The following is a 14,668-nucleotide window of genomic DNA, read 5'->3' as shown; positions in this document are numbered from 1 at the left end:
TGTCCGAAAACGCCGCGGATGCGCTGCTTGCCTGGCGGTGGAACAGGTCGTCCCCGTCCAACGCCGAAAGGTCGGTCGCTGAAGCGGTTGGCTTTCGGGGGCGCGAATGGTCAGGTCGTGAGGACGACAGGTCCGTCGTCAGTGATGGCTACGGTGTGCTCGCTGTGCGCGGTGCGGGTTCCTGTTGCACTTCGGAGTGTCCATCCGTCCGGGTCGGTAACGAGGTCGGCGGTGCCCGCCATGACCCATGGTTCGATTGCCAGTAGCAGGCCGGCGCGGAGCCGGTATCCCCGGCCGGGACGTCCCATGTTGGGGATGTGGGGATCCTGATGCATCGTCGAGCCGACGCCGTGCCCTCCGAACTCGGTGTTGACGGGGTAGCCGGCGGCTGCAAGGACGGATCCGATTGCGTGGGAGATGTCCCCGATTCGCGCTCCGGGGTTGGCAGCCGCGATTCCGGCGTCGAGTGCTCGCTGAGTCGTCTCGATCATGCTGGTGTCCGAAGGGTTGGTTGATACGCCGACGATGAAGCTGACGGCGGCGTCGGTGACGATCCCCTGGAGGGACGCGGCTAGGTCAAGGGTGAGGAGATCGCCATTCTTGAGGGCATAGTCGTGGGGCATTCCGTGCAGCACTGCGTCGTTGACTGATGTGCATATGAAGTGACCGAAGGGCCCGCGGCCGAACGAGGGAGCGTAGTCGATGTAGCAGGAGTGAGCGCCTGCTTCGGCAATCATCTCACCGGCCCACTGGTCGATCTCCAGGAGGTTTGTGCCGACCCTGACTCGCTCCTGCAAGCTCTGCAGCACTGTGGCGATGAACCTACCGCTCACTGTCGCTCGCTGAAGTTCGGCTGGGCTGAATATTTCGATCACTGGGTGGCCCTCTCGCTTGCCAATAAATATACCGGTAATACTATACCGGTACTATAGTTGGAGGCATGGTCAGACTCCCACTCACTCCCGCCGAGGTCGAACGAGGACAACGTTTGGGCGCACTCCTGCGTCAAGCGAGGACAGATCGCTCCATGTTCGAGGTGGCGGTGGCCGCAGACATCTCGCCGGAGACTCTTCGGAAGATCGAAACGGGCCGTGTGGCCACTCCGGCGTTCTCCACCATCGCAGCGATTGCGGCGGTGCTCGGTCTCTCACTCGACGATGTTTGGTCCGCCATCAACCCGCCGGCGCAAGCGTCCAGCGATCATGTTTCGGAGCAGCGGCCCGACCGTCTGGCGTCCTAGGTTAGATGCCCCGTTTCCCACGTTTCCGTTGCGGATTCGGACGAGGGCGGCGCGGATCCCCGCCGCGCCTGTCCGAAAACGCCGCGAAAACGCCGCCGGCGCCGTCGACGTTTTCCACATCCGGGCGCCGCGCTGTTGTTGCGGCTCTGAGGCCCGGGCCAGTATCGGTGCATGGACCTGCCCGCCCTGATCCTTAGCAGCGACCTCGCGCGTCTTGGCCGCGACTCGCGTGCGCTTGCCCGGCAAGCAGAGACCGGCGAGCTCAGACGCCTTCGCCAGGGTGTGTATGTCCGGGCCGAGGCGTGGGATGCACTGCAGTACTGGGAACGGTATCCGCTGCTGATCCATGCCGCGGCATCCACCCTGCGAAGCCGGACCGTTTTCTGCCGGCAGTCGGCCGCCGCCCTTTCGGATATCCCAGTGCTCGGAACGCGGCACCCTGTTCACGCCTGCACGTCCGACGCCGGCGGGGGCCGCTCCAGGGCGGGGGTGCGGCGGCACTTCGCCGATCCGCAATCCCTCCAGATCGAGGAGCGCCAGGGCCTGCTGGTCACGGCCCGGGCCCGGACGGTGCTGGACCTGGCTGCCTTCGGATCCTTTGAGCAGGCCGTAGCAGCCGCCGATCATGTATTGCGGCCCGCGCGGAATGGGCCGCCGGCGCTGAATGTTGCGTTGCTCGAAGCTGGCATCCCCGGTATCTACACGGCCGCCGCAGCCCGCAGGATCGTCACCGCCCTTGAGTTCAGCGACCCGGCGTCGGGTTCTCCGGGGGAATCGGTGAGCCGGGCGATGATGCATCGGCTGGGTTTCAAGGCGCCCCTACTCCAGCACGAGATTCGGGATGCCCGGGGACTCGTCGGCTTCACGGACTTTGAGTGGCCGGATGACGGCCTGTCCGGCGAATTCGATGGTCTGGTTAAATACCGGGACGCGGCCTATCTGAAGGGGCGGACGTCCTCGGATGTCGTGATCGAGGAGAAGGTTCGTGAGGACCGGATCCGGGCCACCGGGCGACGGGTCATCCGATGGACCTGGTCGGAGCTCGCCAGCCTGGAGAGATTCGCGGCTTTCCTTGATGCAAAAGGCGTCCCCCGAATTCGCTACAGAAACGGACAGCCGCCACGTGGATCCACGTAGCGGCTGTCTGAAATCGGTGCGGAATCCGCGAAGGGGAACCTACTCCGTGATGTCGATGTGCGTCGGGTCGAGCACACGGCGGAGGAATTCCTTGGTGCGGGCGTGGGCGGGGGAGCTGATGACCTTCTCGGCCACACCTTCCTCCACGACGACGCCGCCGTCCATGAAGACCACACGGTCGGCGACCTCGCGGGCGAAGCCCATCTCGTGGGTCACCACCAGCATGGTCATGCCTTCCCTGGCCAGGTTCCGCATGACCGCCAGGACATCGCCCACGGTCTCCGGGTCCAGGGCCGAGGTGGGCTCGTCGAAGAGCATCAGCTCGGGGTCCATGCTCAGGGCCCGGGCGATGGCCACCCGCTGCTGCTGCCCGCCGGAGAGCTCGTCCGGGAAACGGTCCGCGAGGTGCCCCAGGCCGACGCGCTCCAGGTTCTTCAAGGCCGCCGCCGAGGCGTCGGACTGGCTGCGCTTGAGCACCTTGGTCTGCGCGACCGTGCAGTTCTGCAGCGCGCTGAGGTGCGGGAAGAGGTTGAACTGCTGGAAGACCATGCCCACCTTGCGGCGCATCTTGTCGATGTCCACATCCGGATCGGTGGATTCGAAACCGCCGACGTGGATGGTGCCCTGGTTCGGCTGTTCGAGCAGGTTCACGCAGCGCAGCAGGGTCGATTTGCCCGAGCCCGAGGGGCCGATCAGGCAGACGACCTCGCCGGGGGCAACGTTGAGGTCGATCCCCTTCAGCACTTCGTTGGAGCCGTAGGACTTCCGCAGGTCCTTGATGGAGACCCCGGCGGCGTGGACGGCTCCGCTGCGGCCGTGGGCGTTCTGTATGACGTCGTTCATGACTGTCCTGCCTATCGCTTCGTCCGCGCGGAGCGGCTTTCGAACTTCCGGGCCAAGAGGCTCAGCGGGATGGTGATCACCAGGTAGAAGGCGCCGGCGACCAGGAGCGGGGTCAGGCCCGCGCCGAGACTGGAGATGCCGTCGCGGCCGAACTTCGTGAGCTCGTACTGCGACGCGGTCAGGCCCAGCACGTAGATCAGCGAGGAGTCCTTGGTCAGCAGGATGACCTCGTTGGTCAGCGGCGGCAGGACGATCCGGAAGGCCTGCGGGATGACAATGGTGATCATCGCCCGCCACTGCGGCATGCCCAGTGAACGGGCCGCCTCCATCTGGCCCTTCGGCACGGCCTGCAGGCCGGCGCGCAGGGTTTCGGCGATGTAGGCCGCGGCCACCATGCCCAGCGAGACCATGGCCACCACGGTCACGTTCCAGGAGACACCGAACGCCAGCGGCACGCCATAGCCGAACGCGATGAACACCAGCAGGGCCGGGACGCCGCGGAAGAACTCGATGTAGCCGGTGGCGATCCAGCGGTACAGCGGGAACGAGGAGAGCTTCATCAGGGCCAGCAGCAGGCCGCCCGTCAGGCCCACGATGAAGCCGAGGGTGGTGTAGATCAGGGTGTTCTTCAGGCCCACCAGGATGATGTCCGGGAACATCGGGCCAATCTTGGCGAAGTTGAAGACGCTGTTGCTGATGGTCTCCCAGTCCGTGGCCACGATCAGGGCGATCACGGCCACCACAAAGATTCCGGCCTGGACGTACAGGCTGACTTTGGCTCGTTGACGTGCGGTCATTGCCATGGTGTTCTCACATTCGTTTCGCGCAGTTGAGGCCCCGTACGGACTGTTGTACAGCGGTACGGGGCCTCAGTTGCGTAGGTCTCAGGCCGGGTGCTGGCTACTTGGAAGGTTCGCCGAACCAGGTGGTCTCGAACGTTGCCAGGGTGCCGTCGTCGGTCAGGCGCTTGAGCGTGCCGTTGACCTGGGTGGCCATCGCGGTGTTGCCCTTCTTGATGGCGATGCCCAGCTTTTCACCGGTGGCGTAGTTCTCCACGCGCTTGAAATTGGAGTCATCCTTGATGGCGTAGCCGAGGACGGACTGGTTGCCCAGGGCGGCGTCGATGGTGCCGGCCTTGAGTGCCTGGACCAGGAGTCCCGTGTCCTCGAACTGCTGCGCGTCGAGGCCCTGATCCTTCGCGTACTGGGCGCCGGTGGTGGCCTGCTGGACGCCCACCTTCTTGCCCTTGGCGCCGTCGAGGTTGGTGATGCCTGAATCGCCAGAGGCCACGAGGGTCAGGTCGTCGTCGAGGTACGGGTCGGAGAAGTCCATGATCGACTTGCGGGTGTCCGTGATGGAGATGGAGGAGATGGAGACGTCGCACTGGGTCAGTGCGGTGCCGGTCTCGATGGCCTCGAAGGAGCTGTCGACAACGCTGAGTTCGGCCTTCATGTCCTTGGCCACCTCAGCCGCGATGTCCATGTCGAAGCCGACGATCTTGCCGTCCTTCTGGAATTCGAACGGCTCGTAGGGCACATCCGAGCAGACGGTCAGCTTGCCGGCGTTGATCAGCTGGATGCCGCCTTCGGAGGTGGCTGCGGGGGTCGAGCTGCCGCCGCAGGCCGTGAGCGTGAGGGCGCCGACGGCGAGGATTGTGGCTGCCTTGGCGGCCACCTTTGCCGAGGCGAGGGACTTGAGCTGCATGTTTTTTACCTCTTGTTGCAGGAGCAGATGTGACTTAGTCGGCTTATAGTGTATCGCCGAATACGAGATGTGCATCACAGGAAACTTAGTTTCACCATTGGATAACTATTGATGACACTAGTGCAAGCCCCCGCGGGGCGGCCGTGTCTCCTATTCCGGACTCTAGCTGCTGATGCCGAGGGACTCCAGCATCGGCCGGAACTTCGCCCACGTCTCAGCGAGTTCGGCTTCCGGCACGGAGCCCTCGACGACGCCGCAGCCCGCGTACAGCCGCACGGTCTCCGGGGACTCGATGACGGCGCCGCGCAGCGCGATGCCCCATTCGCCGTTGCCTGCCGCGTCGAGCCAGCCGACCGGTCCGGCATACGGGCCGCGGTCCAGGTGCTCCAGCTTGCGGATCAGCGCGCCCGCCACGATGGTCGGCGTGCCGCAGACCGCCGCCGTGGGATGCAGGGCATTGATCAGCGCGAGGCAGGTGGGCACATGCCCTTCGACCTCGGCGAGCTCCGCCTTCACATCCGAGGCAAGGTGCCAGACGTTGGGCAGCTCCAGGATGAAGGGTTCGCTGTGCGCGTTCATCGCCTCCGAGAACGGTGCCAGCTGCGTGGTCAGCGACTGGATCGCGATGTCGTGTTCGTGCCGCTGCTTTTCGGATCCGGCCAGCACGCGCTCGGCGAACGCCAGCGGCGAGCCGTCCATCCCGTCGGCGTCGCGGCGGTCCAGGGTGCCGGCCAGGACGCGGGCCTGCGCGGTGCGGCCCTCCACCTGGATCAGCATCTCCGGGGTCGCGCCCACCAGCCCGTCCACCCCGTAGGTCCAGCATTCGCGGTAGCGCACGGCGAGCTGGCGGAGGATCTCGGCGGCGTTCACCCCGGCCGGGACGGTGGCCACGATGTCGCGGGCCAGCACCAGCTTCTCCAGCGCCCCGGTGCGGATCTCCGCCACGCCCGCGGCCACGGCCGCCATCCAGTCCGCCTCACTGAGCGACCCGGTGTGCAGCGTCGCCCCGGCGGCGTCTGCCCCAGCGGCGTCTGCCCCAGCGGGTACGACGCCGGGTGTCCCCAGCCAACGGTCCAGCGCGGCGCGGGCGCCCGCTTCGGTGAGGTCGCCGTCGTCGAACGTCATCTGGGTGAGCCAGGCCTTGCCGTCACGGAGCCCGACGACGATCTCGGGCACGATCAGCCGCGACTCGTGCGCGGAGGCTTTGGAGAAAGCGAAGGAGCCGAACGCGACGGGGCCGGTGCCGGGCCAGTCGACGGGGTCGTCGATCTCGGCCTCGATGACCAGGTGGCGCCACCAGATGTCCGCCTCGAGGAAACGCTCGGGCCCCGTGGCGGTGAACCGGGCCACCTCGCCGAAGCCGACCAGGCCGGCTTCGCGGCGGGTCCAGCAGAGGAGGTCGTCCCGGACCAGAAACGACGGCAGCCCCCCGGGGAATGATTCTGCATCGAGGGGCAGTGTCATTGTTCTGATAATTCTGTTTCGGAACGCGCTCGTCATAGTGAGACAACACTACTCCCGCCCCGCCGCAGGCTCGGCCCAGTCGCCACGGACGCCCAGTTCAGCCCCAGTTCAGGCGTGGTTAGGGTGTGTGCTGATCATTTGAGACAATGTCAGGGTGAACCGAGCATCCTTGGATAAGCGTCCGGACGAAGTAGCCACGATGTTTGACGACGTCGCCCCCAAATACGACGTCGTCAACGATGTCCTGTCGATGGGGCAGACGCGCCGTTGGCGCAAGGTTGTGGTCGAAGCCATGGATATGAAACCCGGCCAGCGGGTGCTCGATCTCGCCGCCGGCACGGGCACCTCCAGCGAACCGTATGCCGATGCCGGCATAGACGTGATCGCCTGCGACTTCTCCCTGGGCATGCTCAAGGTCGGCAAGCGCCGCCGCCCCGACATCGACTTCATCGCCGGGGACGCCACGCGCCTGCCCTTCGCGGACAACACCTTCGATGCCAGCACCATCTCCTTCGGCCTGCGCAACGTCAACGAGCCGAAGAAGGCCCTGGCCGAGATGCTCCGGGTCACCAAGCCCGGCGGCAAGCTGGTCATCGCCGAGTTCTCCCAGCCCGTAGTGCCGCTGTGGCGGACAATGTACACCGAATACCTCATGCGTGCGCTGCCCGCGATCGCCGTCAAGGTCTCCTCCAACCCGGACGCCTACGTTTACCTCGCCGAGTCCATCCGCGCCTGGCCGGACCAGGACCACCTCGCGGCCTGGCTGCAGGAAGCCGGCTGGGACAAGGTTTCCTACCGCAACCTCAGCGGCGGCATCGTCGCGGTGCACCGCGGTGTCAAGCCCGGCGCCGAGGCCGGTCCCTCCGCGGCCGCCGCAGCCCTGGCCGCCCACACCGGACCGGTGGCGAAGCTGCGCCGCAACATCACCCGGCCCGCGCGTTAGTTCGTCGCCGCCGTGAAAGTACTGATCGTCGGAGCAGGTCCGGCCGGATCCACTGCCGCCTACTACCTGGCGCAGGCGGGCATCGACGTCACGGTGCTGGAGAAAACCAGCTTCCCGCGGGAAAAGGTCTGCGGTGACGGGCTCACCCCCCGCGCCGTCCGCGAGATCCAGAAGCTCGGCCTGCCGCACCCCGAGGCCGACGGCTGGCGCCGCAACAAGGGCCTGCGCCTGCTGGCCGGCGGCCGCAGCATCGAGCTGCCCTGGCCCGAGGTCTCCGACTTCCCGCAGTACGGCCTGATCCGCACGCGCCTGGGCTTCGATGAGGAACTTGCCCGGCACGCCCAGTCCGCGGGCGCCGTCGTGCTGGAACGCCACAGCGTCACCGAGGCACTGCACGACGACGGCGGGCGCGTCACCGGGGTCCGCGCGGCCCTGCTGGACGAGTCCGGCCGCAAGACGGGGGAGACCCGCGACTTTGCCGCCGACGTCGTCCTCGCCGCGGACGGGAACTCCAGCCGCACCGCCGTGTCGCTGGGCATCCGGAAACGCGACGACCGGCCGCTCGGCGTCGCCGTCCGCACGTATTTCACCTCGCCGCGGCACGACGACGACTGGATGGAAGGCTGGCTGGAGCTCCCCGGCCGCGACGGGAAGCTGCTGCCCGGCTACGGCTGGGTGTTCGGCGTCGGCGACGGCACCTCCAACGTGGGCCTGGGCATCCTGAATTCGTCCAAGGAATTCGGCAAGTTGGACTACAAGCAGGTCCTGCGCGAATGGACCGCCGGCATGCCCGCCGAGTGGGGCTTCACCCCGGAGAACCAGGTCGGCGAGATCCGCGGCGCCGCGCTGCCGATGGGCTTCAACCGCACCCCGCACTATTCGCCCGGCTTGCTGCTCCTGGGCGACGCCGGCGGCATGGTCTCCCCGTTCAACGGCGAGGGCATCTCCTACGCCATGGAGTCCGCCCGGTTCGCGGCCGAGTTCATCATCGACGGCGCCGCGCGCTCGGCCTCCGCGGGCTGGGGACCGGCCGACGCCGATGCGCACCTCGCCCGGTACGCGGGCTACGTGCGGGGCCAGTGGGGTTCGCACTTCACCCTGGGCCGCGCCTTCGCCGCCCTGATCGGCAAGCCGGCCGTGATGAAACTGGCGCTCCGGACGGGCATGCCCATTCCTGTGCTGATGCGGTTCGTGGTGAGGCTGCTGGCCAACCTGACCGATCCCGCGGCCAAGGGGTTCGAGGACCGAGTCATCCGGGTGCTGGAATCGCTGGTCCCGGCGACGTCCAACCAGGGCCTGTCCAGGGCGGATGCCGGCAGTGCAGGCTCGTCGCAGACCGGCCCGTCCCGCAGCGACACCCCTGCGAATACCGGCGCCAACACCGAGGTTTCCGCAACAAAAGTTAGGGTTAACCCGTGACCAACTCTGCAGACCAAAGCTGGACGCACGCCGGACACGGCCTGCCGAGCTCCGAACCCAGCCTCAACACCACCGCGATCGCCACCGGATTGCAGCTGCCGGCCGGCTTTGCTGCGATCGCGGGGGACCCCGAACTGGGACCGGCGATCACCACCAACCTGGCCCGCGTGGAGAAGAAACTGCGCGAAGCCATCGCCAACTCCGATCCGCTGGCTGACGCGACGTCGCGCCACCTCGTGGAAGCCGGCGGCAAGCGCATCCGGCCGTTGCTGACCCTGCTCTGCGCCCACCTGGGTGACGCCTCCCGGGCGGCCGTGGTGCAGGCCGCCGTCGTGGTTGAACTGACCCACCTGGCGACGCTCTACCACGACGACGTGATGGATTCCGCGCCGTTCCGCCGCGGCGCCCCCACGGCGCACGAGGTCTGGGGCAACTCCGTCGCGGTCCTGACCGGGGACCTGATTTTTGCGCGCGCCTCCATCCTGGTCTCCGAACTCGGTTCCCGCGCGCTGGGCATCCAGGCCCGCACCTTTGAGCGGCTCTGCCTGGGCCAGCTCCACGAAACCGTCGGCCCGCGCCCGGACGAGGACCCGGTGGAGCACTACCTCTCGGTCATCGCGGACAAGACCGGCTCGCTCGTGGCGGCCTCCGGCCAGCTCGGCGCGATCTTCTCCGGCGCCGACGAAACCTACGAGCCAATGCTGGTTGAGTACGGCGAAAAGGTGGGCGTGGCCTTCCAGCTCGCCGACGACGTCATCGACGTCACCGGCGTCAAGGTCAAGTCCGGCAAATCCCCGGGCACCGACCTGCGCGAGGGTGTGCCGACGCTGCCCGTGCTGCTGCTGCGCAAGAAGGCCGACGACGGCGACCAGTCCGCCGTCGAACTCCTGAAGCTCATCGACGGGGACCTTAGCTCCGACGAGGCCCTCGCCGCCGCCGTCGCCGGCCTGCGGGAGCACCCCGTGACGGCGGAATCCTGGGTGGTGGCCCGCGCCTGGGCCCAGGAAGCCATTGCCGCGCTCGCGCCGCTGCCCGAGGGTGTCGTGAAGGACTCGCTGACCAACTTCGCGCTGGCCGTGGTGGACCGCGCCAGCTGATTCGGGCCGGGGCTCCGCCTCCGGCGGGTCCGGCTTCGGCCGGGAGGGCGGTCGCGGCTACGCCAGACGCTCTGCTAATCCCGTTCTCAGGTACTCGATGGCTTCGCTGACGCGGCGCGGCGTGTGCACCGCTGCGGGGTAGACGGCATGGATGTCCGCCGCCGGCGTCGGCACGTCCTCCAGGACCTGTTGCAGCCGGCCCTCTCGCAGCATCGGGTTTACGTGCCAGCTGGAGCGCATGATGAGTCCAAGGCCTTGAAGGCACCATCCGGTGACTACTTCGCCGTCGTCGCTGACCATGTTGCCGTTCACCCGTACTTGTTGTTCCCGGCCAACGGATCCGAACCGCCACACGGCGTAGTCACTGTTTTCCTGCCGGAGGATGAGGCAGTTGTGCCGTTCCAGTTCCGCCACTGTCGCAGGCCGGCCAACGGTGTCCAGATATTGAGGGGATGCGCATACCACCCGGCGGCTTTCCGCAAGGCGTTTGGACTTGAGCCGCGAGTCTTCCAGGCTGCCGACCCGGATGCCGATGTCGAAGCTCGTCCCGGCAATGTTGAGGGGGAGGGCGGACAGCTCCAGGTCAATGGAGACCCGGGGATGATCCCGCACGAACTCACCGAGCAAGGGCGCAATGTGGATGCGGCCGAGACCAATGGTCGAATGCACCGCAATCCGCCCCTGGAGTTCACCATATTTCTGCGTCACCCCCTCCTCGAGATCCGTCTTCTGCTGCAGAATCGACAAGGCCCCGGCAGCGTACTGCTCCCCTTCGGGTGTCAGGGTCAGCTTGCGGGTGCTCCTCCGGACGAGCTGCACGCCGAGCCGGGACTCCAGCAGGGTCAACCGTTTGCTCACCGACGGGAGGGACTTTCCCCAGCTTCTGGCAGCCTCCGTCAGGCTACTCGAACGGGAGATCTGTTCAAAGAACTCCAGGTCATCCACGCTGCTCAAATCCACTGGCGCTACTTCTTTCTCTGTGCGAAACAATGCCTTGCCCTGGAACCTATATATCGCATTCTTCTTCATCAATAGACTTATGTCACAGACAGCACAAGGCGCCGTCCGGTGCAGCCAGGCCTGGCACGGGCTCCCCGACAAGAAAGTCTCCTCATGACACAGACCCACAAAATTGCCGTGATTGCCGGAGACGGAATCGGGCAGGAAGTTGTCCCGGAGGGAGTCCGGGCACTCGAAGCCGCGGCAGAGGCCTTTGACTTCAAGCTGCAAACCACCGACTTCGACTTCGCCAACGGCGACTACTACCTCAAGCACGGAAAGATGCTCCCCGACAACTGGGTCGATCAGCTCAGCGGCTTCGATTCCATCTTCTTCGGTGCCGTCGGTTCCCCGGAGACCGTCCCGGATCACATCTCCCTGTGGGGAAGCCTGCTGCAGTTCCGGCGCCACTTCGACCAGTACGTCAACCTGCGGCCCGTCAGGCTGCTGGCCGGCGTCAAGAGCCCACTGGCTGACCGGGTTCCCGGGGACATTGATTTCTACGTCGTCCGGGAAAACACCGAGGGTGAATACTCCAGCATCGGCGGCAGAATGTTCGAAGGAACCGACCGGGAGACCGTCCTCCAGGAGACCGTCATGACCAGGATCGGCGTGGACCGCATCCTCAAGTACGCGTTCGACCTCGCCGCCAGCCGTCCCAAGAAGCACCTGACGTCGGCAACAAAAAGCAACGGCATCGCGATCACCATGCCCTACTGGGACGAGCGGGTCGAACTTATGGCGCAGAACTTCAGCGACGTCAGGACCGACAGCTACCACATCGACATCCTCGCGGCGAACTTCGTCCTGCATCCCGAACGGTTCGACGTCGTTGTGGCCAGCAACCTCTTCGGCGACATCCTCTCCGATCTGGGACCTGCCTGCACGGGAACGATCGGCATCGCACCCAGCGGCAACATCAACCCCGAGCGCCGGTTCCCGAGCCTCTTTGAACCTGTCCACGGGTCAGCCCCCGACATCGCCGGAAAGGGCATCGCGAACCCCATCGGCCAGATCTGGAGCGCATCAATGATGCTCCAGCACCTAGGCGAGGACGCCGCGGCCGCCGCAGTAGTGAATGCCTTTGAGAACGTCCTCGCAAGGGGAGACCGATCCCTCACCCCCGACCTTGGCGGACGCGGCACCACCGAACTCCTGGGGAAAACCATCGCCGCCGAAATCCGTGCCGTCGCCGCGGGCTGACACCCACCCGCCCCGCGGGCTGACACCCACCCGCCCCGCGGGCTGACCATGTCCCCTTGCATGAGTATTTCCCTGCTGGGCTCTCCGGCTTAAACGGAATGGCCCCGGTTCCTGCAACGTTTCGAGTCATCCGTTGCGTCGAACCGGGGCCATTTCTCCGTTCGCATCAGATCCACCGGAGGCATTTGGTGAACCCATGAATGAGCATATGACAGAAGTGTCACGTTGTCTAGGCTGCCTGTAAATTCGCTGTCACAGTATTCGTTGGGGGTCCCTTGGGCCGCGCGGGGGCACTTTGAGGCCTCAAATGGGGGATCCCGGGCTGTGGGGCGGCATGTCCGCGTCGAAGTGCCCCTTGGCCGCTGCAGGAGTTGTCCACATGGCACGGCCCGGGTGGAGTCTGAGCGCCGCCGGCAGGGCACATTGGCGGAATGAACTTCGCCAATTTCCTGGGCTCGCGGGGCGGACCGGCCAGCACGGCCGACCTGGCGCGGGCCGGATTCAACCGATATCGGATTGGCCGGGCCGTGGCGGAGGGCACCATCGTGAGGATCCGCCGCGGACACTATGCGCTGGCCCGGGAAACCTCGGCCGTGCGGGCTGCCCGCGAGGCCGGCGGGCTGTTGACCTGTGTCTCCGCAGCCCCGGGCTACGGCTTGTGGACTTTGGTACCGGCGTCGAAGTTGCACCTCTGCGTAGGGCACCGGGCAGCGCCGCCCGGCTCGGTGGCACATGGCCGCTGCCGGCATCCCCGGCACCCGTGGCTCCCTATTGCCGGACTGGCCGACGTCCTGATCCACGCGCTGCGCTGCCTGCCGGAACTGGAGGCTCTTGTCATGGTCCAGTGTGCTGTGGGCCGCGGGGACATCAGCCTGGCATTCCTCCGCGGCAAACTCGGCGGCAACCGCAACGCCCGCGCCAGGTCGGTGCTGGACCTGGTCATTCCCCGGGCCGACTCGCTGCTCGAAGTTCTCGCCAACACCGTCTTCCTCCGGGCCGGGCTGCAGGTGCGCAGGCACGTCCAGATTCCCGGGGTGGGGGAGGTGGACTTCCTCGTGGAGGACTGCCTGATCGTGGAGACCGATGGCGAATCGCATCTGGAACCGCGGCAGGTGAAGAAGGACCGGGGTCGGAACAACGCGAGCCACGTCGGTGGCTATCTGGTTCTCCGATTCGGCTACGACCTGGTCGTCCACCACCCCGAGCAGATGCTCGCCCAGGTCCTTGCGGTGCTGGAGCAGCGCCGCCGGGGTGCGTTCTAGCCGTGAGCGCCAGGCCGCGGGGGCCGTCCGGGGCTACATTGAGGCCTCAATAGGGGATTTCCGGCCTGGGAGGCGGCGAGTCCGTGTCAAAGTGCCCCCGGACCGCCGATGGTGGCCAGGCGTGATCTGCCGATGCCCCAGGGGCGGGGCGGTGGCCAGGGGAGTGGGTGCCCCCGGGCTGCCGGTGCGCGGGCCGCCCGGTGCGGGGGTTTAGTCCTCGTCCTCGTCGTTGAAGGCCCACTCGAACATGTCGAAGACGAACTCGGAGAACGTGCCCTCTTCGCTCTTCCACTGGCCGCGGGCGTTGTTGCGGCGGTACACGATCGGGTCCGGGACGCTGAGGTCGCCGACCCGGAAACCCCAGGTGAACTGTTCTTCCTCGTCCTCGAGGAACATGAGGAAGCCTTCGTCATCTACTTCGAGCTCTTCGGGGTCCCAGAAGTAGTGGTACGCCTCCATGATGTCCTCGCAGCCGCCGACCGCGAGGTAGAACTCGCGCAGCACCAGCGGGACCTGGAACTGGTGCTCGGCCAGGGCCGTATCCAGCTCGTCGGTCTCGAGGCCATCCTCTTCCTGCCATTCGTCTTCGAGATACTTCGGAACAAGCGCGCGGAACTTCTCGAGGAACATGTCAGTCATGGTTCTTATCCTAGCTAATCCTTGGGCCCGCCATCCGCCGCGTTCAGGCCAAGCCGGTGCCAGCCGCGGACCGCCAGCGGAACGTACCACTTCCGCCGCCAGGCCGTGACGCGGAAGGCGAAAACGACGGCGGCCACGGCACCCGCGCTGAACGCGTTGAAGGTGCCGGTGACGGACAGGACCATGGTCAGTGCCGCCCCCGCAAACGCCGGCAGCGCGTACAGATCCCTCGGGTCGAACAGCTGCGGCACCTCATTGGCGGTGATATCGCGCAGCAGGCCGCCGCCCACCGCCGTTGTGACCCCGAGCAGCACCGCCGCGACCGGGTTCATCCCGGCGTCGATCGCCTTGAGGGTTCCGGTGATGCAGAAGAGCGCCAGGCCGCCGGCGTCGAACAGGATGAGCAGCGAGGTGTACCGCTGGACACTGGAGAACAGGAAGTACACCAGCACCGCGGCCAGCAGCGGCGGCGCCAGGTAGGCCGGGTTGGTGAAGGCCGCGGGCGGGCCGGCACTGATGATGATGTCGCGGATGACGCCGCCGCCCAGGCTCACCACCGAGGCCAGCAGCAGGGAGCCGATGATGTCGAACTGTTTCCGTGCCGCGAGCAGGGACCCGGAGACCGCGAAGAAGAAGACCCCGGCCAGGTCCAGCCAGAGCAGGACAACGCTGAAGGAAAAAGTCATGGAGGGTCCCGGTCGGATAGCAAAGGGGGCGG

The 14,668-nt window shown here is 66.5% G+C and carries 15 protein-coding genes; 7 read left to right on the top strand and 8 right to left on the bottom strand.

The genetic code is table 11. From position 1 onward, the window contains the following. Positions 1-110 precede the first annotated feature (110 nt). On the bottom strand, positions 111-875 hold the full coding sequence (gene map, locus ACZYZ5_RS03260) for a type I methionyl aminopeptidase (RefSeq protein ID WP_463899117.1): 765 nt from the start codon (positions 873-875) through the stop codon (positions 111-113). A 65-nt stretch (positions 876-940) separates the two neighbouring features. On the opposite strand from map, the gene ACZYZ5_RS03255 reads away from it, so the two are divergent. Further along, a complete protein-coding gene (locus tag ACZYZ5_RS03255; protein ID WP_463899115.1) occupies positions 941-1,240 on the top strand; it encodes a helix-turn-helix domain-containing protein in 300 nt (99 codons plus the stop codon). Between the two features lie 171 nt (positions 1,241-1,411). Further along, on the top strand, positions 1,412-2,377 hold the full coding sequence (locus tag ACZYZ5_RS03250; RefSeq protein ID WP_463899113.1) for a hypothetical protein: 966 nt from the start codon (positions 1,412-1,414) through the stop codon (positions 2,375-2,377). Between the two features lie 39 nt (positions 2,378-2,416). Here ACZYZ5_RS03250 and ACZYZ5_RS03245 read toward each other — a convergent pair whose 3' ends face one another. From ACZYZ5_RS03245 to ACZYZ5_RS03230, 4 genes are all read right to left on the bottom strand, one after another. After that, the gene (locus ACZYZ5_RS03245) at positions 2,417-3,220 is read right to left on the bottom strand and encodes an amino acid ABC transporter ATP-binding protein (protein ID WP_463899111.1); all 804 of its coding nucleotides are present in this window, start codon (positions 3,218-3,220) and stop codon (positions 2,417-2,419) included. Positions 3,221-3,231: 11 nt separating this feature from the next. Beyond that, on the bottom strand, positions 3,232-4,023 hold the full coding sequence (locus ACZYZ5_RS03240; RefSeq protein WP_463899109.1) for an amino acid ABC transporter permease: 792 nt from the start codon (positions 4,021-4,023) through the stop codon (positions 3,232-3,234). A gap of 97 nt (positions 4,024-4,120) precedes the next feature. Beyond that, positions 4,121-4,924: an ABC transporter substrate-binding protein gene (locus ACZYZ5_RS03235; RefSeq protein ID WP_463899107.1), complete on the bottom strand. Its 804-nt coding sequence runs from the start codon at positions 4,922-4,924 to the stop codon at positions 4,121-4,123. A gap of 162 nt (positions 4,925-5,086) precedes the next feature. After that, positions 5,087-6,424, bottom strand: coding sequence for an isochorismate synthase (locus tag ACZYZ5_RS03230; RefSeq protein WP_463899105.1), 1,338 nt, complete (start codon positions 6,422-6,424; stop codon positions 5,087-5,089). 118 nt (positions 6,425-6,542) lie between these two features. On the opposite strand from ACZYZ5_RS03230, the gene ACZYZ5_RS03225 reads away from it, so the two are divergent. Genes ACZYZ5_RS03225 through ACZYZ5_RS03215 form a run of 3 tightly spaced genes read left to right on the top strand, consistent with a single transcriptional unit; the run spans position 6,543 to position 9,847 of the window. Further along, positions 6,543-7,331 carry a demethylmenaquinone methyltransferase gene (locus tag ACZYZ5_RS03225; RefSeq protein ID WP_463899103.1) on the top strand — a complete coding sequence of 263 codons (789 nt, stop codon included), beginning with the start codon at positions 6,543-6,545 and terminating at the stop codon, positions 7,329-7,331. Positions 7,332-7,343: 12 nt separating this feature from the next. Further along, positions 7,344-8,750 (top strand): geranylgeranyl reductase family protein, encoded by a 1,407-nt coding sequence (locus ACZYZ5_RS03220; RefSeq protein ID WP_463899101.1) that lies wholly within the window; start codon positions 7,344-7,346, stop codon positions 8,748-8,750. After that, positions 8,747-9,847, top strand: coding sequence for a polyprenyl synthetase family protein (locus tag ACZYZ5_RS03215; protein ID WP_463899100.1), 1,101 nt, complete (start codon positions 8,747-8,749; stop codon positions 9,845-9,847). The genes ACZYZ5_RS03220 and ACZYZ5_RS03215 overlap by 4 nt, the downstream gene beginning before the upstream one ends. 57 nt (positions 9,848-9,904) lie before the next feature. Here the strand turns inward: ACZYZ5_RS03215 and ACZYZ5_RS03210 are convergent, their stop codons facing one another. Beyond that, positions 9,905-10,876, bottom strand: a complete 972-nt coding sequence (locus tag ACZYZ5_RS03210) for a LysR family transcriptional regulator (protein ID WP_463899099.1) — start codon at positions 10,874-10,876, stop codon at positions 9,905-9,907. A gap of 84 nt (positions 10,877-10,960) precedes the next feature. On the opposite strand from ACZYZ5_RS03210, the gene ACZYZ5_RS03205 reads away from it, so the two are divergent. Together ACZYZ5_RS03205 and ACZYZ5_RS03200 are read left to right on the top strand one after the other, a co-directional pair. Then, positions 10,961-12,049 carry a tartrate dehydrogenase gene (locus ACZYZ5_RS03205; RefSeq protein WP_463899098.1) on the top strand — a complete coding sequence of 363 codons (1,089 nt, stop codon included), beginning with the start codon at positions 10,961-10,963 and terminating at the stop codon, positions 12,047-12,049. Between the two features lie 431 nt (positions 12,050-12,480). Next, complete coding sequence (locus tag ACZYZ5_RS03200) at positions 12,481-13,311, top strand: DUF559 domain-containing protein (RefSeq protein WP_463899097.1); 831 nt, start codon at positions 12,481-12,483, stop codon at positions 13,309-13,311. 210 nt (positions 13,312-13,521) lie between these two features. Here the strand turns inward: ACZYZ5_RS03200 and ACZYZ5_RS03195 are convergent, their stop codons facing one another. Both ACZYZ5_RS03195 and ACZYZ5_RS03190 read right to left on the bottom strand, forming a co-directional pair. After that, positions 13,522-13,950, bottom strand: a complete 429-nt coding sequence (locus ACZYZ5_RS03195; RefSeq protein WP_463899095.1) for a hypothetical protein — start codon at positions 13,948-13,950, stop codon at positions 13,522-13,524. Between the two features lie 14 nt (positions 13,951-13,964). Further along, on the bottom strand, positions 13,965-14,636 hold the full coding sequence (locus ACZYZ5_RS03190; protein WP_463899093.1) for a trimeric intracellular cation channel family protein: 672 nt from the start codon (positions 14,634-14,636) through the stop codon (positions 13,965-13,967). Positions 14,637-14,668 lie beyond the last annotated feature (32 nt).

The organism is Pseudarthrobacter ribosi, from assembly GCF_055412865.1.
Note: the sequence above shows the minus strand (reverse complement) of the source record. Positions and strands in the feature narration are given on the sequence as shown.